The 23,047-nt window shown below is 57.8% G+C and carries 16 protein-coding genes, 1 tRNA gene and 1 riboswitch; of the genes, 6 read left to right on the top strand and 11 right to left on the bottom strand.

The window, feature by feature from the left end:
• Nucleotides 1–368 precede the first annotated feature (368 nt).
• The 3 genes from AC1EJZ_RS02880 to AC1EJZ_RS02870 are packed head-to-tail and all read left to right on the top strand — an operon-like array spanning nucleotide 369 to nucleotide 4,059.
• The gene (locus AC1EJZ_RS02880; protein WP_092648812.1) at nucleotides 369–1,739 is read left to right on the top strand and encodes an O-acetylhomoserine aminocarboxypropyltransferase/cysteine synthase family protein; all 1,371 of its coding nucleotides are present in this window, start codon (nucleotides 369–371) and stop codon (nucleotides 1,737–1,739) included.
• Nucleotides 1,740–1,742: 3 nt separating this feature from the next.
• The gene (metX, locus tag AC1EJZ_RS02875; RefSeq protein ID WP_092648813.1) at nucleotides 1,743–2,891 is read left to right on the top strand and encodes a homoserine O-acetyltransferase MetX; all 1,149 of its coding nucleotides are present in this window, start codon (nucleotides 1,743–1,745) and stop codon (nucleotides 2,889–2,891) included.
• 4 nt (nucleotides 2,892–2,895) lie between these two features.
• Nucleotides 2,896–4,059, top strand: a complete 1,164-nt coding sequence (locus tag AC1EJZ_RS02870) for an alpha/beta hydrolase (protein WP_257590307.1) — start codon at nucleotides 2,896–2,898, stop codon at nucleotides 4,057–4,059.
• A gap of 59 nt (nucleotides 4,060–4,118) precedes the next feature.
• Here the strand turns inward: AC1EJZ_RS02870 and AC1EJZ_RS02865 are convergent, their stop codons facing one another.
• Nucleotides 4,119–5,249 carry a hypothetical protein gene (locus AC1EJZ_RS02865; protein WP_092648815.1) on the bottom strand — a complete coding sequence of 377 codons (1,131 nt, stop codon included), beginning with the start codon at nucleotides 5,247–5,249 and terminating at the stop codon, nucleotides 4,119–4,121.
• 243 nt (nucleotides 5,250–5,492) lie between these two features.
• Here AC1EJZ_RS02865 and AC1EJZ_RS02860 point away from each other — a divergent pair, with 243 nt between their 5' ends.
• Together AC1EJZ_RS02860 and mscL are read left to right on the top strand one after the other, a co-directional pair.
• Nucleotides 5,493–6,125, top strand: a complete 633-nt coding sequence (locus AC1EJZ_RS02860) for a hypothetical protein (protein WP_058237233.1) — start codon at nucleotides 5,493–5,495, stop codon at nucleotides 6,123–6,125.
• Nucleotides 6,126–6,159: 34 nt separating this feature from the next.
• A complete protein-coding gene (mscL, locus tag AC1EJZ_RS02855; RefSeq protein ID WP_058237234.1) occupies nucleotides 6,160–6,573 on the top strand; it encodes a large conductance mechanosensitive channel protein MscL in 414 nt (137 codons plus the stop codon).
• A 39-nt stretch (nucleotides 6,574–6,612) separates the two neighbouring features.
• Here the strand turns inward: mscL and AC1EJZ_RS02850 are convergent, their stop codons facing one another.
• From AC1EJZ_RS02850 to AC1EJZ_RS02805, 10 genes are all read right to left on the bottom strand, one after another.
• Entirely contained in the window at nucleotides 6,613–6,822 is a 210-nt protein-coding gene (locus AC1EJZ_RS02850; RefSeq protein WP_058237235.1) for a hypothetical protein, read from the bottom strand.
• Nucleotides 6,823–6,825: 3 nt separating this feature from the next.
• The gene (locus AC1EJZ_RS02845) at nucleotides 6,826–11,160 is read right to left on the bottom strand and encodes a prevent-host-death family protein (protein ID WP_285014814.1); all 4,335 of its coding nucleotides are present in this window, start codon (nucleotides 11,158–11,160) and stop codon (nucleotides 6,826–6,828) included.
• Between the two features lie 298 nt (nucleotides 11,161–11,458).
• Nucleotides 11,459–14,476, bottom strand: a complete 3,018-nt coding sequence (gene lacZ, locus AC1EJZ_RS02840; RefSeq protein ID WP_480293914.1) for a beta-galactosidase, LacZ type — start codon at nucleotides 14,474–14,476, stop codon at nucleotides 11,459–11,461.
• 203 nt (nucleotides 14,477–14,679) lie between these two features.
• Entirely contained in the window at nucleotides 14,680–15,597 is a 918-nt protein-coding gene (locus AC1EJZ_RS02835) for a carbohydrate ABC transporter permease (RefSeq protein WP_285014817.1), read from the bottom strand.
• Complete coding sequence (locus AC1EJZ_RS02830) at nucleotides 15,594–16,535, bottom strand: carbohydrate ABC transporter permease (protein WP_092648818.1); 942 nt, start codon at nucleotides 16,533–16,535, stop codon at nucleotides 15,594–15,596. Before AC1EJZ_RS02830 ends, AC1EJZ_RS02835 begins: the two co-directional genes overlap by 4 nt.
• Before the next feature lie 129 nt (nucleotides 16,536–16,664).
• Nucleotides 16,665–17,993, bottom strand: a complete 1,329-nt coding sequence (locus AC1EJZ_RS02825) for an ABC transporter substrate-binding protein (protein WP_285014818.1) — start codon at nucleotides 17,991–17,993, stop codon at nucleotides 16,665–16,667.
• Between the two features lie 512 nt (nucleotides 17,994–18,505).
• A tRNA-Arg gene (locus AC1EJZ_RS02820) sits at nucleotides 18,506–18,578 on the bottom strand.
• A gap of 188 nt (nucleotides 18,579–18,766) precedes the next feature.
• Nucleotides 18,767–19,696 carry a universal stress protein gene (locus tag AC1EJZ_RS02815; protein ID WP_092648820.1) on the bottom strand — a complete coding sequence of 310 codons (930 nt, stop codon included), beginning with the start codon at nucleotides 19,694–19,696 and terminating at the stop codon, nucleotides 18,767–18,769.
• A gap of 188 nt (nucleotides 19,697–19,884) precedes the next feature.
• Entirely contained in the window at nucleotides 19,885–20,553 is a 669-nt protein-coding gene (locus tag AC1EJZ_RS02810; RefSeq protein ID WP_257590309.1) for a C40 family peptidase, read from the bottom strand.
• 110 nt (nucleotides 20,554–20,663) lie between these two features.
• A riboswitch (cyclic di-AMP (ydaO/yuaA leader) is annotated at nucleotides 20,664–20,835 on the bottom strand.
• Between the two features lie 96 nt (nucleotides 20,836–20,931).
• A complete protein-coding gene (locus tag AC1EJZ_RS02805) occupies nucleotides 20,932–21,633 on the bottom strand; it encodes a metal-dependent transcriptional regulator (RefSeq protein WP_480293913.1) in 702 nt (233 codons plus the stop codon).
• Between the two features lie 250 nt (nucleotides 21,634–21,883).
• Here AC1EJZ_RS02805 and serC point away from each other — a divergent pair, with 250 nt between their 5' ends.
• On the top strand, nucleotides 21,884–23,041 hold the full coding sequence (gene serC, locus AC1EJZ_RS02800) for a phosphoserine transaminase (RefSeq protein WP_480293912.1): 1,158 nt from the start codon (nucleotides 21,884–21,886) through the stop codon (nucleotides 23,039–23,041).
• Nucleotides 23,042–23,047 lie beyond the last annotated feature (6 nt).

Below are 23,047 nucleotides of genomic sequence, written 5' to 3'. Positions count from 1 at the left end.
AGTTTTCACATTCGTCACACCAGACACATCCCCCTCGTTCATCTTCCGCACACCCCACCATCCACATCGTGGACACGCCTCTGACCTCATCTTGCATGATCACGATGAATCTCTTACTGTGATGGACATGTTCCAACGAATGCGAATGTCCAACTGACTGCACGCTCGTCACACGACCAGCTGTGCAGCACCGCCCTCATCTAGCGCGGGACGTTGGACGCTGCCATTCGTTTTCAAGTTTCAGACATCTGTTGATTGCGTCAAAGACTGACTTGTCGACAACTGGCTCACCAATTCACCACACCACAAGTGTGAGTCCAGCTCATCGCGCCCCCAAAGATTCTTGACACTATTAAAGGAGCACACTCATGTCTGACCGCACCGAAATCGAACGCACCTGGGCTTTTGAAACCCGCCAGATTCACGCCGGATGGGATCGCGATCCTCAAACGGGCGCAACCAGCCTCCCCATTGTTCACAGCTCATCTTTCGCCTTCGAGACACCCGAACAGGCAGCGAACCGCTTTGCGCTGCGCGAACTCGGCCCCATTTATTCCCGTCTGACGAACCCTACCAACGACGCCGTCGAAGCCCGTATCGCCTCGCTCGAAGGCGGCGTGGGAGCACTGTTGGTGTCCTCGGGCCAATCAGCTGCAGCTCTGGCTATTCTCAACATCGCTCAGGCAGGCAATAACGTCGTGGCGTCACCCTCGCTGTACGGCGGATCGATCATCCTGCTGAAGAACTCACTGGGACGTTTGGGAATTGAAACACGCTGGGTGGATGATCCCGCAGATCCTGCTCAGTGGGAAGCACTTGCCGATGACAGGACGGTCGCGTTTTACGGCGAGACGATCCCGAACCCCAAGGGCGACATCCTCGATATCGAGCCAGTCGCGCAGGCAGCGCACCGAGTCGGAGTTCCGCTGATTGTGGACAACACGGTGGCCACGCCTTACCTCGTGCGACCACTGGAATGGGGCGCCGACATCGTGATCCATTCGGCCACGAAGTACTTCAGTGGGCACGGCACCTCAGTGGCAGGCGTCATCGTCGATGGCGGCACCTTCGACTTCGGATCAGACCCTGCCCGCTACCCCGACTTCAATGAACCCGACGCCAGCTACAACGGCATAGTCTTTGCGCGCGATCTCGGAAAAGACGGGCAGTTCGGCGTGAACCTGTCCTTCATTCTTCGAGCCCGCACCGTCGGACTGCGTGACTTCGGTTTCACGCTCTCCCCGCTCAACACGTTCCTGATTGAGCAGGGCATCCAGACACTGTCACTGCGAGTTGAACGCCACGTCGACAACGCGCTGACGATTGCCCGATACTTGGAGGCACACGCAGACGTGGAATCGGTCAACTACGCAGGCCTCGACGCTTCGCCCTACCACCAGTTGCAGCTCAAGTATGCGCCGAGGGGTGCCGGTGGCTTGCTCTCCTTCGTCATCAAAGGTGGCGCCGATGCGGGGCGCACCTTCGCTGAGTCACTCGAATTGATTCCCACCGTCGCCAACATCGGCGACACAAAGACTCTGGTGATTCACCCAGCCTCGACCACGCACTCGCAACTCACGGAAGAGGAGCTGCGCAAGTCAGGAATCGAGGGCGGCACGATTCGCCTATCCGTCGGCATTGAAAACGTCGACGACATCATCGCTGATCTGGAGCGAGGTTTCGCAGCTGCTGACGCGGTGAGCGGCGAGGGGTCGAGTGCACGAAAGACACAGGAGTGACACATGAGATCCAAACCGACATGCCCTGGCGGGCGGCACCTGTGCGATATTGGGCCGCTGCGTCTTGAAAACGGAGACGCACTGCCACAGGCACATCTGGCATACGAAACGTGGGGCACCCTGAATGCGGAGCGCTCCAACGCCGTGCTGGTCCTGCATGCACTAACCGGTGATTCTCACGTGACGTCCTCATCCCACGATCCGACACCAGGATGGTGGGAGGGCATCGTCGGGGAAGGATCTCCTATTGACACGCGCGAGCACTTCGTGGTCGCTGCAAATATCCTCGGAGGCTGCCATGGGTCCACCGGCCCCTCCTCCCCTGCTCCCGACGGCACACCGTGGGGGTCGCGTTTCCCTCTCATCTCCACTCGCGACCAGGTCCATGCCGAAGCGCGGCTGGCTGACGCACTGGGAATTGATCGCTGGTCACTCGTGATCGGCGCGTCGATGGGAGGTCACCGAGCGCTGGAGTGGGCCATCACCTACCCGCAACGCGTCGAACGCCTTATCGTCGTTGCCTCGGGTGCGCAGACAACTGCTGATCAGGCGGCATGGATTCACAGTCAGCTGGGCGCAATCCGCCTCGATCCCCTGTGGAAGGGAGGCGACTATTACGGTGGGCCGCCTCCCGCGCAGGGACTGGGGCTGGCCCGGCAGATTGCGCATACAACGTATCGCAGTGCGCCGGAGCTGCAGGAACGCTTCGGCAGGTTCCCGCAGCATGAAGAAGATGTGCTCGAGGGGGGCCGGCTGGCTATCCAGTCATACCTGGATCATCACGGTGTCAAGCTGGCCAACCGTTTCGATGCAGGCTCCTACGTCGCGCTATGCCACGCCATGTTGACGCATGACGTGGGGCGGGATCGTGGCGGCATTGCGCACGCGCTGCGTTCAGTGACGGCCCGCACGCTGGTGATTGCCGTTGATTCGGATCGTCTGTTCCATCCCAATGAGTTGTGGAACATTGCGGACAACGTGCGCGGCGCGTTCTATCGAGAGGTGCACTCCGACCACGGTCATGACGGTTTCCTGATTGAACGTGATCAGGTGGCACGACTGATCCGAGAATTCATTGATCGGTATCGCGGCGGGCATGAGGAATACGAGCCTGGCTCTGCATCAAACCGATGGGTCCAGTCGATACAGTAGGAGTGTGAGTGAGCATTTGAACGATCGCGATGAACTGACTGAACAGGACGAACCCGTAGTTCGGGATCCCCTGGCACCGTGGGGCACAGACGGGCCACCGCCATCGGGCCAGTGGCGCACTGACGTGCTGGGCGAAGGATTTGTGTCACGAACCATCGATCTTCTGCCCGACGATGAAGGCCCGGTTGTGGCAACGTTGGTGCGTCACGATCCAGAAAACGACCCGAACGCAGATGACCTGCGTTCAGTCGACCGGCCGATTATCCGCCTCGAGAACCCCGTGACAGTCCTGTACCTGCATGGCCGAAATGACTATTTCTTCCAGCGGCACCTCGCACGCCATATTTCGGCGCTGGGCGGGCGCTTCTACGCACTGGACCTACGCAAGTACGGCAGATCACTGCGCCCGTGGCAAACAATTGGCTTCATCAGCGATATTGACGACTATGACGAGGACATGGGTGAGGCGCTCGACATCATCCGCGGCGAATGCTCTGACGGCCCGCTGATCGTGATGGGACATTCGACGGGCGGCCTGATCGCAACCTTATGGGCGTGGCGTCACCCCGGTGCGCTCGATGGACTGGTTCTGAATTCGCCGTGGCTGGAGATGCAGACGCTTGCAGCGGTGCGTTCGGCTGTCCAGCCCGTCCTTGGCCGCATCGCTGCCCGCACTCCCCTGTGGGAAATTCCTGCATCAACAGGGCCGGATCATTATGGCCGTTCCCTCATGGAGGGCTGGTCGACTTCGGGTTTCGACCTGCCAGAAGAGCTGCGTGATTTTCCTGACGACGACCCTGCTTTCACAGGGTGGGACTACCTGCATGAATGGAAGCGCCCAGAAGGCTACCCGGTGTACGCTCAGTGGCTCGATGCCATCCTGGTGGGGCACGAGAAGATCGAGCATTCTGTCTCGATTGACTGCCCGATTCTGTCGATGATGTCCACGCACAGTTATTTTGACGAGAAGTGGAGCCCGGAAGTTTTCCGTTCTGACACGGTGCTCGATGCCGATGTGTTGGCTACGCGGTCAGCCCACCTGGGATCTTTGGTGACAATCGCGCGCTTTGACGGGCGCCATGACCTGGTGTTGTCGGATCCTGATGTTCGTCAACGCGTCTGGTACACGATGGATTCCTGGCTGGAGTTCATGGCTCACGCACTGTAGCAGTGAACTGCGGCAGCACTGTCGGGCACACGTCAGGCGTTCCCTCGTTCGAGCGGCATTCAGCGAACGGCGCGAATTTCTGCGAGCGCTTCTGCCAGCGTCGGACCTTCAGCATTGTCGATATGCCAGGCGTGCCACCCGTCAATTCCGCTCAGACCCAAACTTGCCAACGCATCTGTCGGGTCGGAGAACTCCGCTTCAGCCATGACGATCACGCCCTGTTCGGTCAGGTGGGCACGGTCCTCGCTAAACTGCGTATCTGTAGCCAGCTCAGTATCCAGTACCAGTGCGATCTGTTCGCCCACCATGTGCGCAACGAGTTCGAGCGCTTCATCGTCTGCGCTCACGGATACCGCTTCTGAAGTGTCGTCGCGGCGTTGCTGCGCGTGCCTGGCATGACGTCGCTCGGATCGAGACGGCAGATGCGGGGCGATAATGCTGATCGCGCCGGTTTCGGGATCCTCCTGAGCAGTGGCGTCATCAAAATCAGCACGCAGGTAATCCTCGTCCCCTTCTGATGGGTCCCACGAAGTCTCGCCGCGCGCGTACAGCCCATTGTCTGCCGAGGGGGCCGGGCCGATCGTGGCCTGCGACTGAGCATCCGACACGAGGACATGCGGGACATGCCCGTACAAGCGTGGCCCCACTGTCTGAACGTCCAGGAAAATGCGGCCAGATGACAGGGCACGCATCGACAGTTCATGCACTTCCACACCTGAGGAGGCGAGCACATCCAGGGCAGGCCGCACCTGGTCGTCGATGGATCCGACCACCAGGATGAGGCGTGGGCCAGCTGAAATGGTGGGTGGCATGGAATCGCGGAACCGTAGCCATCCGGTCCGGAATGCTTCCACCCCGCCTGCATATTCGCGTGCCAGGTCAGTCCACGACAATGCTGCCGAGTCTGACAGTCGCGAAAGGGAGGCGATCAGCAGATCTGAATCCAGATGTGAGGTAACTTCCACGCACACCACTTGGCCGGTTGCGTCCAGCGCAGTCAGGCGAGGGGTGCCGGCCGCGTCAGGATGGTGGGAGGTGTCTCGCCATGTAATCGGAAACAGTGGGCGCGAGACAATCTCCAATACCTGGTTGCGCACCGAGTCCAGCACATCCTCGCCTATTGGCCCCTGAACAGGATGGCCGAACTGTGCTGCCACCAGGCGCCCGTTTTCGACCTCAAACAGTGCCATTCAATGCCACCCCCGGTCCTCTGCTGCGTTCCGCTCGCCGCAGTGTTTCTTATGTCAGTCTACGGCAATCGTACAGTGATCTGCCTCGATCAACAGAACGGCCGCAGTGGCCCTGACAATGCGGCGGCATCCACAGGAGTGGGTCGAAACTGTGTTATCCACACTGTCGACGTGAATCTCGCGCGATCCACAAGTGGAGCCACTGCGCTTTGGGCGAGTGCACACCCATGATGAGGTGATCGTATGGATGATCTGACACGAATCCGACGATGGAACTGGGCCGTCCGTATCACAGTGGCTGTGAGTATGTGTCTGGCCTTGTGCGGAACACTGATGTATCTGCGTCCGCCTCCCCCAGGGGTTGACGTCCTCGTCACGTCAGCCCGTCTGACATCTGGAATGGCGAGCAGTTCCGCAGTTCACACAGTCGCAGTGCCACCGGCTGCGGTGCCAGCAGATGCGCTGAGCGCTGACGCGGATATCCCGCCTCGATGGGTGGGTGCCGACATCGAGGCGGGGACGGTGCTGACTGAATCGAATGTGGCAGGATCTGCGGATTCTCGCGCTCTGGCAGATGACGAGGCTCAAGTCACGATCGAGCTGCCTGTCGATCAGCTGACTCGAGTGTCGGCTGGAGACACGGTGCAGCTGTGGGCATCTGACTCATTCTGCGCCGATGAACAGCGAAAATGCCCGGCGACCCTGCTTGCTGATGGTATCCGTATCGCCTCGATTTCCGACCATGATTCGGGGCCACTGGCCGATTCGCCCACCCAATCGGTATCGATCATCATGAAAGCAGACGAAACTGAGCGGATCGTCGGGCACGTTACCTCAGACATCATCACGCTCGTATTACGATCTCCTTCGGGGTAAGAATCCCCTTTGTCTATTTTTCAAGGAGACGATCATGATCCAGGGATTCAAGGAATTCATTTCCAGAGGCAACGTCGTCGACCTGGCAGTTGGTGTCATTATCGGCGCCGCGTTTTCACAGATTGTGACCGCCCTCGTTGATGGCGTGATCAATCCGCTGATTGGCGCCATCTTTGGCCAGCCGAACTTTGACGACGTCCTCAAGTTCACCATCGGCACGTCCGAGATCAAGCCAGGACTCGTTCTGACTGCCCTTGTCAACTTCCTGCTCATCGCATTCGCCATCTACTTCTGCATCGTGATGCCCATGAATAAGCTGGCAGAGCGTCGTCAGAAGAAGACCGAACAGAATGAAGCCGAAGAGCCCGCTTTGACCGATGAAGCAAAACTGCTTGTCGAAATTCGCGACCTGCTCTCCACAAATGGCTCAACGCCATCCGTACGCTAACCTCGCTTCTGACCCTGGTGGCGGCCTGATGGCCATCACCTAGGAATCGGATCGCACCTGCCAATGCGGCGGGACATTGTCAAGGAGCCTGGCGTCATTTTCATGATCATTATGACGCTGGGCTCCTTCGCGTTCACGGTCACGTGAGGTTACTTTCTCGTCCCACGAGGGTGCCACGCCGTCATCGATCAGCCGCTGATCAGTCGGGCTGATGCGTATGACGCGCCGACGTCTGGAGTGCTCTGCCATCGCCTATTCCTGAGTTGGCTGGGTACGCCTGACAACGTTACGCAACACTGCATCGGTTTGCGCTCCACGACGGGTTAGCCCCACAGCGAAACGCAGTTCATCAATCAGCTCGTCTTCCGTGCGTTCCTCACCATCAGCGCGCACCCAGTGTGCCAGCTCATCGAGCTGATCATCACCGTAGGCGGCCAGCGGAAGGCCTTTGGCGATAGCTGGTCGCGGTCCACGCTTGTCAGCATCCGCCGATTCCTTCGCCGCTTCAAGATCGATTCGGGAAATCTCTGCGGTCAGTCCCAGCTCGATTTCGTCAGCTCGGGCACGAGCCCGATCCTCACTGCTCATTGCCGGTGATGGCGAGTCCAGTGCTCGCGCACCTTCGGAGCCTTCCGTCCCGCTCTCGACGCGCGTACCACCAGCATCCTCATCATCAGTGATGCTGCCGGTTTGACCATCTGCGCCGGGCGCGCCGGAGTGGGCACCGCGATCAGACTCTGAAGAACCGTTAACTGGCTCGGACGAGGCGTCAGCGTTCAGTGAGCGATCCAGACCCGGCGCGTCATCGGAGTCTGCCTCGTCGATATCAATGATGTCGGGCACCGTGATATGCGCTGCCGACCCGTTGGCCTCATCAACTGCATCAAGGACGAGCTGCACAATCGCGTCAGTTTCGCGTTCGGGATCAATGAAGACTGCCATGGACAGTTCGGTTCGGACTTTCCATCCCTGGGCCTCCAGGAGTTTAGGCCAGATCCGATCGCGCACCCGCAGTGAAGGCTCGTTGACATATGCATCATCATCAGTGAGCACTGCGACGAGCAGGCGACCAGGTACTTCGGGATGACCGATTGCCAGCGGAATACGCATTCCTCCGGGCACACCCACGTTCGGTACCACTTCCAGACCAAGTGAATACAGCCGCTCAGCCAAGTCGATCAGCAGCGGATCGGGGGCATCCTGCAGGGTCGGCCATGTTGCATCTCTTTCGTCCTCTTCTGCCCCTTCAGCTACTTCCAACAGATCGAGCAGCAAGTGGGCTCCCTCGGACGTGACACGTGAGCGATCAAATTCCTCGGGACGAATTGACGAGAATACGGTCAGTTCCGAACGCACCGTGCGCAGCACATCAATAAGGACGGGCAGGCCCGACGCAGCGCTGATCTGGCCAAAATCGTGCAGGACGCGACCGTGTGGTGTCTTCGCGTAGCCCACCGTGAGCATAATGTGATCCCGGCTCAGGCCACGCGCGTCTTCGGGACTCACCACGACGAAAGGTTCAAGAGCATCAGGATCAAAGAAGGATGTCAGCCCCGGAGACGATGCCACTTCCCGTTCGAGGGCGGCGCGGATGCGTGTGGCATGCCGTTCATTGAGCGCGATCACAGCAAGGGAGCGGTCGGGGTGCTCGAGTGCATGGCAAATGACCTGCTCGACAACTGCGTGGACTTCGGCGGCCGACGACTCGACTGCAGCTACACCCGGTGCAGGCATACCTGAGCCATCGGGCCAGATCGCCTTGATCGGTGAACTGGTCGTGCTCCAGGGAACCGGGATACCCATTTGAGCTGAATCGTATTGGCTCACCAATTTGGCAACACGGTCATTGAGATGACCCGGCAGCACGCTCAAACGCGTGTGAGGCAAAATCTGAGCGAGCGCGCTCACGGCTCCCTGCGGTTTGCTGGAATCCGACTGCTCGGAAGCGGTGCCGCTGGTCGACAGGTCGGCGATCACCACGATCTGTCGCGCACGCGCGATGATGGGAATAAGTTCTGCCAACGGCAGGCTATCGACATCATCGAGCACAACGAGGTCAATGCGGTGTCCATGCGGCACAAGGAGCGGTACCAGAGTCGGGACGGTCAACACCAGCGGAATGAGGTGCGAGGACAGGAGGTGTCGCGCGAAGAGGTCAGTCCCGCTGGCACCAGCTTTCAATGAGGCAACCAAGTCGGCGTGCTGTTCAGGTCGCGTGGCAAGAGCCTGCTGGCGCAATCGGCGTGCACGCTGGAGCGCAATCGGAGCCAGCGATTCGATTTGTTCTTCGTCCAGCCGGCGACCTTCAACAATGAGGTCTTCAAGTTTTGTCGGGTCGAACCCGCCGAGTTTGGGTTCTTGTGCCAGCATCAGTCCAAGAACGGATGCCCACCACGCCAGATCGAGTTCACTATCCAGCATCTCATCGACGACACTACGTTTACGGAGGTCAGCGACGAGGTCATCCAGTCCGATCTGAGCCAGTTCCTTCAGAACAGCGACACGTTGCGGAAGTTCGCGAGCACCATCCGGATCTGCTGCCAGACGATCGAGCAGTCTGCCCAGATCGGTCATATTCATACGGGCAAGGTCAGGGTGAGAGGTGCCAAGAATCGGCGCCAGACGGTTCAGGTCAGCACGCACTGATGCGGCCAGCTCAATGATCTCATCCATGCGTTGCGGCAGTGTGGGCCAACCGTCGGAATCACAATGCTGTCGCCACACATCACGGCGCTCCTGCACGAGCAGAAGTTCACGGTGAAGGTCTTCAACGTGACGTCCGGGCCGCACATAATCGCGTGCCTGTCGGATCAGGCGCTGACGCTGCGAATGTTTCATGGAGATGCCGTGCGAGCGACGCCATTGCTTCGACGCGGTTGCAATCACCATATCGGCTGCGCTGCGTTCAAAAATGGCCGGCTCGAACACGTCGAGGACATCGCGCACGCCTTCGAGCATTTGAAGCTGAGCTTCCCACTGAGTCAGGCTGGTGGCAGGGACAAGCCCCGTTTCGCCGGCAACCGTGCCCATCTGCACTCGCATCTCAGGCAGGGATTCGGTGGCGAGCCTCTTGACTCGTTTCAAGACATCGGGAACCTGCTCCGCTGCGTTGATGACCGCTCCGCGCCACGCGCCGCGCTGCGTGAATGATGAGAACAGATTCAGGCCGCTGGCTCGGTGCAGCAGCGTGCGGGCGCGCTGTCCCTGATCCTGCGCAATGTCTAGCAGGACATCCTCGCGCAGCCTGACGCGGGTGCGTGGAGCAGGGTGCATGCTGGTCAGATCTGTCAACACCTGTAGGGCATCGTAGGCGGATACGCCGAAACGGTCGAACGGCTTATGAAGGTAGGTCGTATGTGATGACAGGGCCTCCCGGACGCGACGCAGTCGCGTCCGCACCGCTTCGATCTGCGTGGGATCGGTGATCACATCGGACGTGTCGGCCATGGCAAATTCGAGGCGCTCACGCACAATCTGCGCCGACTGGGCACTGCCATCGACGCGCACGGAGATTTCACTGACTCCGTGCTGGTCAAGATACGTTTCCACTCGCGTGGTGCGCGACGGGGATCCTGCAATATGCATGGTGGAACGCCCTCGTGACGCAGCATCTGTCATGATGGCAGCAATCACGGCGGTATCGTCCGCACCGTGCGGAATATCGATCATGAGGGATGCGCCGTCAGCAACTGCCTCGACGATGTCCTGCTGGGCAGGAGCCAGGTCACCGATGCCTTTTTCATCCCACGGGTCACGATCCGCGGGGTTCGCGCGAGGCAGTTCCTGGCCGATTTCTCTGACCGCTTCTTCATCGCCTGCCAGCGCTCGAATAATCGGGTGGTTCACCAGGTCCTGCTGGTGGTCAAACTCGCGCAGCAGCACACTTGCCGGATGCTCAAAGATGCCGAGAACCAGGCCTTCCCTCAGGTCAAAGCGCTCCAGACTGGCACCGATGTCGCGTAGCTGCGCCAGTGCACGGGTGGGTGAAAACCCGTGCAGCGACGTTGCGTCATCCAGGATCACGTGCGGGTCCACGTTGAGATGAGCTGATTCAAATGCCTGCGACAGGCTAGGTCCAATCGATGCTCCCTCACGCAGGGAAATGACGATATCGCCGTCATCAGTTTCTTCAACAGTGACTGGTCGCAGCAATGCCGGGGAGCCTCGCCGTACCCCCGCATCTGTCCACGATGCCTGTCCGATCGCCAGGTGGATGGGGCCGATTCCGTGCGTCGCAGCCAGCTGGCGCGCGCGTCGTATCACCGTTAACGTTTTTTCGCGTGCCCGCTCGTACGCGCTTTTTTCCCGTACGAGGTTCGACAAGCGCGTGGGGTGCTCTGCGTACAGTTGCGCCAGACCTCCGGGGTGGGCCTGTCCGAGCGCAAGGCGTGGGGCTGCTTCGTTGGTTCCTGCAACGGTGGGTTCATTCACCGTGAGTGTGGATAGATCCTGACGCCATTGCGCCAATACGTCTGTCAGCTCGTCGGCGATCGGCGTGTGTTGGGCGCGCACATCGTCCGCGGCTTCGGAGCGCCGGCGAGGGCGGGACGAAGCCGAATTTGAACGGGAGAAGATACTCGGAACCACTCTCCTAAGCTAATTGCTAATGGCCACGCTTTTGTGGAAGCGCCGCGGTATGCCCCCAATTGCCACGAGGATGACGCCGACGCATTCCGGAGCTGGCCAGCTGGCAGGAATCGCACGGACGGTAAGTCTCATGTGAGGGTCTACTCCGCGTGTCCGAGATTGATGTCCTTAGTCGCGGCAATGAGTGTGTCTTGAATCTCAAACCTGTTCGATATGACTGATGACCTGTGGTGCGTACCGAGGGCAGACACCACAGGTCATCAGGTCACGGTTTATTCAAGCCGGTTGATGCAGCCGTTCAGTACGAGGCGTGCACAACGCCACAGAAACTGAAGGTGAACTGGAGTTTCTCACCTCGCGGCAGCTCATATTCAGGGTGGGTGCGAGCACCCCACGTATCATCGCCGGCCACGCCGCGACGCATCAGCGCCGGTCGGGCAACAGTCTTGACCGGGGCGGGCAACTCGTTGGGATGGGCAGCGTTTTCGATCTCAAACGGGGTCCACGGCAAAGCGGAGAACTCCATCGGCTCGTCAGCCTCGAAACGGATGCCCCAGCCATCCTCGTCGGTCAATTCCGCCCAGCGCACGCCCGTGCGTGAGCCTGCTTCCTGAGGACGCAGGTACGGGGTCAACGCGTCGGCCACTTCCAGGTCGTAGACACCCAGGCGCGCCCCCTGACGGCGGTCCACATAACACTCCTCGGGCCCTTCGCCGTACCAGCGCATGTGGGTCAGGCGGTCCGACAGTTCAAACAGTGCACCATATTCAGGCATCGACGGCAGCTTCGCGTCAGGCGTTGTCGTCATCGTGACTGTGATACGACCGTTTCCGTCAACCCTGTACGCCACGGTGAGCATGGCATCCGGGGCGGTCAACAGGTCATAGCGGAACGTGATTGTTACCGAGGTGGCGTCTGTTTCCACCTTCGCTTCCTCGTCGACCGGTCTTGCATACCGTGAGGCAATAAGCCACGGAGCGCATTCGCGCTGCATGTTCCACCCGTTTTCATTCGAGGTGGGTGCGTGCCAGAAGTTCGGGCGCACTGTGCTGTGAAGCAGTTCGCGCCCGCCCTCGCTTGTCATGCCGTACCGGTAGGACGTCAGTCCACGCGCCGAGGTGAACAGAGCGGAGAAGTGTTCGCCGTGCACACCGATATTGCGCACGCCTTCCACTACTCGAGGTGCAGGAATGCCCGTAGCCGGAGCCGCAGCTCCTTCTACAGCGAAGACTCCCTGCCCGTAGGCGACGACGTGTCCACGCTCGGCCCATTCGGTGTCCTCACGCAGGCGCATTTCCACGTTGATGACGTATTCGCCTGCTTCTTCAGGCAGGCTGAACGGCAGGTCGTAGGTGGCATTTTCTCCCGGTTCAACATGAGTGTCGAGGGCCCTCTGAGCCAGCGTGGCACCTTCATGTTCCAGGCTTACCACGCATATGAACGCATCGGAGTTCGTGAACATGCAGCGGTTTTCAATTGTCACTTTCGCACGCTCAACTGTGATGTCGAAATCCTGGAACAGATAGCTGACTTCCTGAATCTTCGGGGTAGGCGTGTGATCAGCGAAGTAGATGCCGTTGCCGCAGAATTCGTAGTCCGTTGGCGCCTCGCCGTTGTCCCCGCCGTATCCGAAGAACGGGCGGTTGTATTTGTCGCGCATGGCGATTGCCTGGTCAGCGAAGTCCCAGATGAATCCGCCCTGGAAAAGTTCCTCGCGGCGCGCCAGGTCAAGGTACTTGTCAACGGCGCCGAACGAGTTGCCCATGGCGTGCGCAAACTCGCAGAGGATCATCGGCTTGTCGCGGTGCTGAGCCAAGAATTCTTCGACTGTTGCGGCCGGTGTGTACATCTCTGAGTGGATGTCAGTGGAGTTCGGGTAGCGGTTGTCGTGAACGACGCCTTCGTAATGTACGACCCGCGAGTCGTGTTCGCGGAAATAGTCGGCCACCGCTGCGATCATCGAACCGCCGTAGGACTCATTGCCGCATGACCAGATTACAATGCTGGCATGATTGCGGTCGCGCATCAGCATCGAGGCGGCACGATCCAGCAGTGCGCCTCGCCACTCTTCACGATTACCCGGCAAGGTGTGATCGATCGGTTCACCGCGCAGCAACATCCTGTCCCACACGCCATGGGATTCCAGGTTCATTTCGTCGATGACCATCAGTCCGTAGCGGTCACACAGTTCATACAGGAACGAGTTGTTCGGGTAGTGGCTGGTGCGGATCGCGTTGATGTTGGCCTGCTTGAGCATGATGATGTCGCGTTCAGTTTGCTCGCGGCTCATCACGCGACCATCAAGGCCGAATTCGTGCCGGTTCACTCCAGTAAAGATCACGCGTTTGCCGTTGAGTTTCATCACGCCGTCTTCGATGGCGAAGCGTCGAATGCCCACGGTCTGAGGGATCACTTCACGCAGTTGCCCGTCGTTGTCACGCAACTCCAACGTGAGGTCATACAGGTACGGATCTTCGTGGCTCCACAGGTGCGGCTGCTCAATGGTGATCTCGTAAGTGCCGTCGTCGGAGCGATTGAGCTCCCCCACGTCGTCCAGCGCCACGGTCAGGTCACCCTCGCCAATGACGACTGGTTTGACGCGCACGATGGCACGTGAGTAATCGTCAGTCAGCTCGGCGCTTACACACAGGTCTTCGAGGTGGACAGCGGGCCGCCGGTAGAGCACGACGTCGCGGAACAGGCCGGAGAATCGATAGAAGTCCTGGTCTTCAATCCATGAGGCGGCGCACCATTTGATGACCTGTACTGCGAGCTTGTTGCTCCCCTCGACCAGCGCGTCGGTAATGTCGAATTCACTGGGCGTGAAGGTGTCGGTGGCGTATCCGATGTATGTGCCGTTCAGCCACACAACCAGTGCACTTTCAGCGCCCTTGAAGGAGACGGAAATTCGCTCCCCTTCTTCGAGCGGCCGGTCAAGGGTGAAGGTACGCACGTAGGAAGCGACGGGATTGAAACGCTCGGGAGCGCGGCCTTCATCGACATCCTCCTGACCATCCCACGGATACTGTACGTTCACGTATTGCGGATTGTCGTATCCGTGCATCTGAATGTGCGCGGGGACTGGGATGTCATCCCACGTTGAGCAGTCGAATCCAACGGCTTCGAAGCCCGGCACAGTTGCCGCTAGGTTTTTTGCATAGTGGATTTTCCACAGTCCGTTCAGGCTTTGCTCGTATTCAGAATTGCCGAGGGCAGCGCTGCGCGCACTGTTGAACCATCGGTGGTCTGAGTGAGCAGGCATCCGATTTTCAGCGAAAGACTGCGGGTTGTTGATCTTTGCGGAAATATCAATCACGAAAAGCTCCTCTTGTTCCTTCCTTTGGAGCTACATGCCGAGCATGCACGAGCCCAATCCACCCACGTGTGCGTTGTGTGGGACGTTTATATGTGTTCAAGCTTATATGGTTACGTAACCGGATGTGATCTCAAGTGAACTCCTCGCTCACCTTCGTGGACGAGCGTGATCTCGTCCCCACGCAAGGACCTATACGCTGAGGTTTACCCCTTGACGGCCCCTGAGGCCAAACCTGCTTGCCAATAGCGCTGCAGGCCAATAAAGATAACGATAAGCGGAATAACACCTAGGAGCGCCCCCATCATGACCGCGCCCTTTTCCGGATTGAAATAACTCATCATGCCGTACAAACCCAAAGTTACGGGCTTGATCTCAGGACTAGACACCATAATCAAAGGCAGCAGGAAGTTATTCCATGTCGCTACGAAGATAAACAAGAATATGGTGACGAGTGCAGGAGCTAAGAGACGCATGACGATATCGAAAAAGATTCGAGTCTCGGAGGCGCCGTCGATTCGAGCAGCCTCAATAAGCTCAGTCGGAACCGATGAAGCGGAATAGACACGCGCGAGGAAGACACCAAAAGGTGACACTATTGACGGAATGATAATCGCCAACATCGTATTCGTGATGCCTAGGCGTAGAAACATGATGTACATCGGTATCGTCAGCAGGGTCGCGGGCATCAAAAGGCCTGCCATGATAATTCCGAACGAAATGCGTTTGCCCGGAAAAGAGAACTTCGCAAGCGCATATCCTGCCATCGCTGACAGTAAAGTTCCCAAGGCCGCTGAGACGATCGAGTATATAAGCGAATTGAGAATCCAACGCCAAAAATATCCTTGGGTCCACTCCATCAGTCGGCTGTAACTGGCAACGATCGCGTTGGGCAGATTTTGCAGGTCTGTCGCAAACCACAACCCATTACTTGATACGAGCTCGCCATTCGTCTTAGTTGAAGAGATGATGACCCAGTAGATTGGGAAAAGGAAGTAGATCAAAACGAGCGTTAGTAGAACTAACGTCAGGATTCGCGACAACGGCTTGGGAGCTAAAGCTCTCGGAATCGAAGCCTTAACTTCGACGTTGCGTCTCTTTTCAACACGACTTGAAGAAATCACTTGTTTATCCTCCGCTCAACCAAGGCATACGTCACTGCAAGAACACCTGCAATCAAAGCCATAACCACAGCAGTCGCCGATGCCGGACCGTCACCCGAAGGAGTCATCGTTCCCATCATCGTGTTATAAGCCATCATCATCGGGGTGAAGTCTTTTGGTATCCAAGTCTGACTCGTTGCCATAACAGTAGGTTCATTAAAGAGCTGGATTGTTCCTACAATCGATAGAAGAACAGTCAGCAGTGCTGCTCCGCGAACCATTGGGACCTTAATCTTGACTGCAATTTGGAAGCCGCTCGCTCCGTCGATTCTACCTGCTTCATATAGTTCCCGCGGAATTGCTTGCAAGGCCGCGAGGAAAATGAGCATGTTATAGCCCGTGAAAGTCCACGTCGTCATATTTGCCATCGACGCGAGGATAATATTCTTTGAGAAGAAATCTACGTTCACACCCAAATAAGAAAAAGCGCGCACAATCGGCGAGACCTCTGGCGTGTACAGATACATCCATATCATCGCAGCCACCACACCTGGAATCGCATATGGCAGAAAATACCCGAGGCGATAGATCGCCACATGCCTAACCAAAAATGAATCCAGCAGGAGCGCCAAGAATAGAGCAGCGCCGATCATGATGGGAACTTGGAACAAGGTGTAGATTCCAACACGCAAAACGCCATGCCAAAACCCTGCACTCGTAAGAACGTACGCGTAGTTACCGAAACCTACAAAAACATTCTTCAGCTCTCCGCCACCAAAAGCACTGCCACCGGACGTCATCTGCTGAAAGAAACTGTAGTAAATAGCAACACATATTGGGAGCAGGAAGATTAGCGTGTAGCCCAACATAAACGGACCAAGGAACTTCCAGCCCGTCTTAGTATCTGCAGCTCTGTATTTTCGAATCTTTTGAGTAGCCGACTTCTCACCCTTGAGCATCAGAGTTCTTGCCTCCTATTTCCTAAGCTGCTCTTAATGGACTCCAGCCTTTTTTCTCCAGCCTTAGCGGTAAAGATTGGCTTGGAGAGCCTGTTTCTAGGCTCTCCAAGCCGTGGTATGAAACTTCACCTACTCAGCTACCTCAAGCCCAAGATTCTGCAAGGTTGCTTTCGACTCGGTCGTGGCAACATCAAGCAGGTCTTTAGCCTTGAGCTTGCCTGCAATCAGATCGCTGGCCGCTTGATTGATCTTCGGCATTACAGAGGAATATCCGGGAATTGTCAAAACGTTCGAAGCCATGTTGTTATTGGCCTGAAGCAATTCACTCATCACGTCCTGGCCTCCGTAGAAAGCCTTCATTTGCTCCGGGGTATCAGGAGTTTCTTTAGATGACGCGACAACCAATCCCTGGCTAGCCAAGGAGGCGGTTTGCTGATTAAACCAATCGTTGAACTGCATCGCTTCTGCTGGATACTGGCATCCCTTCAACACCGCTACGCCAGAACCACCATTAGGTCCAGTTACCTGGCCGTTACCAAAGTCAGGAAGCTGGGTTACGGCCCACTCACCCTCGTTTTCTGAGCCGGTCATGTCGCCTTGCAAAAGAGCTGCATCCCAAGCAGCTCCGATTGTTCCAATTATTTCCTTGGAGTTCAGAGCGGCTTTGAATGAGTCATCCCAACGCGGGAGCGTAGATGTGAGTTTCTCGTCAAGCATCGTCTGCCAAAAATCGGTTACCTTGACGGCACCAGGCCCATCAGCATTGATGACCCATTTTGATCCGTCGATCTCGTACCAAGGATTACCAGCAGCGGCAGAAAGTGCAGGCAGGATGCTGCCAGCCTCATCCGGAGGCAGGTTGACGATGTACTTACCAGCGGCTGCCGCCTTGGCAGCAGCCTCATGGAATTCGTTCAGATCCGTAGGAGGCGCAATTCCTAACTTGTCAAATTCCGCCTTGTTGTAGAAGTAAACGAGAGGACCGGTATCTTGCGGAATTCCAAAGTACTTGCCGTCAATTGACATTGCATCGAATGCACCTGATGCGTATCCATCCTTGTATTTTTCTGCTTCAGCAGAAACGTCTTGAACAAGTCCTTTTACATACACTTCAGCCAGTTCACTGTATCCAACTTGAGCAAGACATGGAGCATTATCGGCTTTCACATCTGTCTCAAGCTTCTTGATCAGTTCATCTGCCTTGCCGTCAAACTTGACCGAGTCGACCTTAATGTCGGGATGTTCCTTATTCCATTCTGCGACGATGTCTGCAACCTTGACCATACCTTCCCCGTCAGGCAGGCGGTGAACGTAGGTGAGCTCAACAGCTCCCCCATTCGAGGACTCGGCACTAGCAGACTGTTCACCCGAATTGCCTTGCGAGGAACATGCTGTCAAAGCAAAGGCACCAACTGTCAAAAGCGACACTGGCACAGAAAAACTTCTCGATACACGCATTCTGTAGGATCCTCCCTATCTACGTATCTATTTGGTAGCGTTACCAGCCGGAGAACTCAGCGAAGATTTAAGTCAATAAGCCACTACTGCGTGACCTTAATGAATCGATTTTGAGTTCTACTGCTAAAAGAATGCTAGCTCACGTGCCTTCATAAACCAAATTGACCGAATGGTCTAAACTCTTGGCGTAAGGATCAGGCTTGCAAACCCCTAGCCCTTTGTAACCGCATGCATCAACACTATTTCACTTCACACAGCTGGCTTCAGCCGCAACTCTTCTGTTCACCATCTTGTTCATAATCAAGAGTGACCTCACAACAGTGAGAAAGTACCCGTAGCAGAACAGGCGCCAATCCAAGGAGCACGCGCTACGCGCTCCACATTTTCTGCACAACTCTGGCCGTGGGCGCTTAAAAGAGCAGGGGACGAAGCACTACGAAATGTCCCCAGCAACAAGCTCACGCCCCAAAGCTAAGGTCGCCTCCGTGGCAGAAAATTCCCAGAGCATTTTGTGCCCCCGAGACGATTCGAACGTCCGACACCCGCTTTAGGAGAGCGGTGCTCTATCCCCTGAGCTACGAGGGCAGTGCGCCAAGGCGCAAGGAATAGAGTATCACCCTCGTTTTGGTTCGCCACATCGCGGCCGCATGCGACTTAGGTCGTCTCAGCTACCTTGCCGCGCTCAGCACTGGCTAGCGCACTACCGTCATCTGTATTGAGACGCTCGGAACTGACCAGCGGCACGCTAGGTACCGTGCGCCGCTCCGAACTGACTAGCGGCGCTCCCAAGTGCCTTGCGGCGCGGGTGAGTCATCTGTGCGTTCAGAGGGGACGATCATGACCGGGCAGGTTGAATGGCCCAGAACCGTCTGAGAAGTCGATCCCAGCAAGACCCCTGCAAACCCACCGCGCCCACGTGTTCCCACAACCACTAAGTCAACGGCTGTTGAGAACTCGATGAGAAGCGACGCGGGCGATCCGTCCAACGCGTGACGCGCCACATGGATGTCACGGCCAGCCAGCGCAGAATCAATCGCCATGTTCAGTCCCTGACGCACGTCGGCCAGCAGCGCTTCGCGGTCAATTGACGTCGGCATCCACGCCATCATCGAGTTGCCCTGCGCGATCGGTACCGCCGAAATTGCCGTCAGTTCAGCATCCCACGCTTCAGCTTCATCAATGGAGCGCTTCAAGGCGGCAGAGGCAACCTCGGAGCCATCACTGCCGACCACGATTCGCTCCACAGGGGTGAACGACTTGCCGCTGGTATGGCGCGGCACGACAACCACAGGGCACTTCGCGTGAGCCGGCAAGGCGCTGGAAACTGTTCCCAGCAGTCGATCGGCAAACCCGCCACCGCCGCGCGACCCGACAACGATCATGTCCACTTCTTTGGACATGTCAACCAGGACGCCTGCAGGATCCCCCGGCTCAATCGAACTGGAAACGTGGATGTCTCCCTGCTTCTTCGCATGTTCGACAGCTTCATCGACGACAGTTTGTGCCCCACGCTTGAGAGCTTCGTCGTCCAGCATGGCGTACCCGCCGTCGAGGGCGGCCGCAGAATACGAGGCAAGCGCATAGGTACAGATCACATGGACTCGCGCACCCGTTCGAACCGCGCGGTCACTCGCCCACTTCACAGCAGCCAGAGACTCAGTGGAACCATCCGTTCCGACGAGGATAACTTCCTTGGACCCCATATTGTCCTCCTTCATGAAGTGTTACCACCATTGTGCCTTGAAGTTGGCCTTTGTGGGGCGAATAGAGATCGAAACGGCGTAAAACGATTCCTGCTCGCATGAAAACGTGGGCCTCACCTTACGGTGAGACCCACGCGTGACAATCAGGTCAGAGCCCGCATCCAAGGAGCCCTGCCGCCTTGCTGAGGTCAGTGAGCGACGCGGATGAACTCGTAGCTTCCCCACAGACCCTGGACCTTGGTAACGGATCCAGGTGTGGTGGCTTCGATAACCATTCCGTTTCCGGCGTAGATGCCGACGTGGCCGTATGCGTGCCACACGAGGTCACCAGGCTGAGCTTCCGATGCAGGAACCGACACGCCGGCCGCTCCCTGCGCTCCGGAGGTGCGGGGAATGGAAATGCCCGCCAGGCCGTAGACGTACTGTGTGAAGCCCGAGCAGTCGAATCCAGCCGGTGAGGAACCACCGTAGACGTAGGGCACACCCAGCAGAGACATGGCGATCGAAACGATATCGCCAGAAGCAGCGTTCACTGCGATCGGAGCCTGCTCACCGTCGGTAAGTTCCGCGCGCGCCTCATCGCGGTTGGCGGCCTCCATCCCGTCAGCTTCTTCAGTAGCTGGCGCTGCCTCTTCAGAGGCTGCTGCCGTGACTGCAGCTTCGTCACCGATCAGGTCAGATGCTTTCCAAGCGATGTTCGGAACGCTCAGGGTCGGTGCTGCTTTTTCAGTGCCAGCAGTAATGCCTTTGACGTGAGTGGAAGGCGCGTCAGCACCTTCCGGGGTTGCCTGAGCGGTGCCGACAACAGCAGCGGTCAAAGCAAGACCCGTCACGGAAACAAAAGCTGTCCCACGCACGGGCTGAAGGGTAACCGACGACACGGCATCAGTAATCGGTGTCAAGGGTGTCAAAGGGCGGCATGCCTTGCGATGCCGCAGAACGGTTTTCGTTCGTTTCACTTCTTTTAAAATCTCCACTTATTCGCTTACGAGGTCAGCTGTCGGGTTCGGACTGGAGTGTCCGGTCCACTTTGGGACTTCACCCCAAGATCGCCAGGCGATCACGTCAGGTTTTGGGTCCCCCGCGCCAAACAGGTGCTTCCCACGCTCACCATTGTTTGGCTTAAGCGGATGGTGTGTGGGTGGATGCGTCGCAACCAAGAGATACATTAGCGCGTCTACCCCTCAAATGTCACGCAATGATAACGGTGATGTACGCAATTATTTGCAGCACCCCTACTTGCGTTCCATCGCAAAGAACAGATGCGGGACGAAAGCCACATCCAGCCGAAGGAAATGAGCGTCCTCACCCTCGTCGCTGAGCGCCCGAATCAGGACATCTCCCGTCTTCTCATCAGCCACGGCAACCGCCATGACCGTGGGAAACAGGCCGAGTTCTTCGAAGCGTGCCAGCACATCAACCTCTGCCTGGATGGGTTCACCAATGCGTGCAATGGGAGCTACAACACGTTCCGATTCTCTGAGCGCAACCTCCACGGACACTTCCGGACGGTCAATCTCAATACCCGGAAGAGGGTTGCCATACGGATCCGTCTGTGGGACACCTAACAGTTTGACCAGGCGCGCTTCGACCTGTTCGGACATCACGTGTTCCCATCGGCATGCTTCCTCGTGGACGTCCGCCCATCCCAGACCGATGATGTCGAGGAGGAGGCGCTCAGCGAGACGATGCTTGCGCATCACTTCCCGGGCCCGGTACCATCCGTCTCGCGTCAGTTCAAGGCGTCGATCCCCCAACACGTGCAGCAAACCATCGCGCTCCATGCGCGACACCGTCTGTGAAACAGTAGGGCCGGAGTGACCGAGCCGGTCGACGATCCGGGCACGCAGAGGTGTGACCCCATCTTCTTCCAATTCAAAGATGGCCTTGAGGTACATCTCCGTCGTGTCGATGAGCTCTCCCACTGTGTCCTCCATCCCCATTTCGTGACGTGGTATTAGCCACAACGTTAATGACTTTAGTGTCGAACAGTGAAAAACGCTGCAGATAGCTGCAGAACGCCGAAAAGTCAAGGTGCCTGCCGGCCGCTGTAAACGCTCGTATTCGGAAGGCGGACGTTGCCTTATTCGCGGCGGTGCGCATGCAGCGCAGATGCTTCGACGGCACGAGTGTCCACCCCGCCAAGGCTGGCACTCTCGAGCCTGAAAAGGGACTACCTTGGGGGCTATGACAGATCAGTTGGACGCTCAGTGCCCTCGCATTCCTGACACGCTCTTGCCTCACGATGGCCGGTTCGGTTGCGGCCCGTCGAAGATTCGCACCCAGCAGCTCGACGCGTTGATGCGTCCACTCATCATGGGAACGTCTCACCGTCAGCAGCCTGTCCGCTCCATAGTGGCATCGATCCGCAGTGGGCTACGCGATCTGTTCTCCCTGCCCGAAGGGTGGGAGGTCGCCCTCGGCAATGGTGGATCCACAACATTTTGGGCCGTCGCTACAACCTCACTGATTCGCAGGCGCAGCGCCCACGCCGTTTTCGGCGAGTTTGGCTCAAAGTTTGCTGACGAGGCCGCCCGCGCGCCCCACCTTGCCGCACCCCTGATTGTGAAAAGTGAGCCTGGCACGGTGGCCACACTCATTGACGAGGGTGCCGTCGTCCATGATTCAGGGGAACCGATCGACGTTGCGGCATACCCGCATCACGAGACTTCCACTGGTGCTCTCAGCCCGCTGTATCGGGTCAACGTTGATGACTGTCTGACCGTTGTGGACGCCACGTCGATCGCCGGTGGTGTACGCGTCGATCTGAACAATGTGGACGTCTACTATTTCAGCCCTCAGAAGTGTTTTGGCTCCGACGGAGGCCTGTGGGTCGCGCTGCTCTCCCCTGCGGCTCAGGAGCGCGCCGAAAGGTTGCACGGCGATGATGCACGCTGGATGCCGCAGATCCTGGATCTGTCAATCGCATGCAGGAATTCGAGCAAGGATCAGACGCTGAATACTCCTGCCATCGCCACGCTCATCATGCTGGATCAGCAGATTCAGTGGATGCTGGCCGGTGGCGGCCTGCAGGTGATGGAAGCTCGCTGCCTCGAATCTTCGGACGTGCTGTACCAGTGGGCGGATGCGCACTCGCACCTGACGCCGTTCGTCTCCAATGCTCAGTGGCGCTCCCCCGTTGTTGTCACGGTGGACTGTGACGACACCGTCGATGCGGCGCGCGTATGCCGGATTCTGCGTGCCAACGGGGTTGTCGATGTCGAACCGTACCGTAAGCTCGGGCGCAATCAGCTGCGCATCGGTACATTCCCCTCGGTGGAAAGCCGGGACGTTCGCGCACTCACACAGTGCGTGGACTGGGTGATCGACAATACCCTCGCCTAGCGCCTG

The sequence above is a fragment of the Pauljensenia sp. C0170B5 genome, from assembly GCF_056590195.1.
This window is presented reverse-complemented; position numbering and strand designations above follow the sequence as displayed.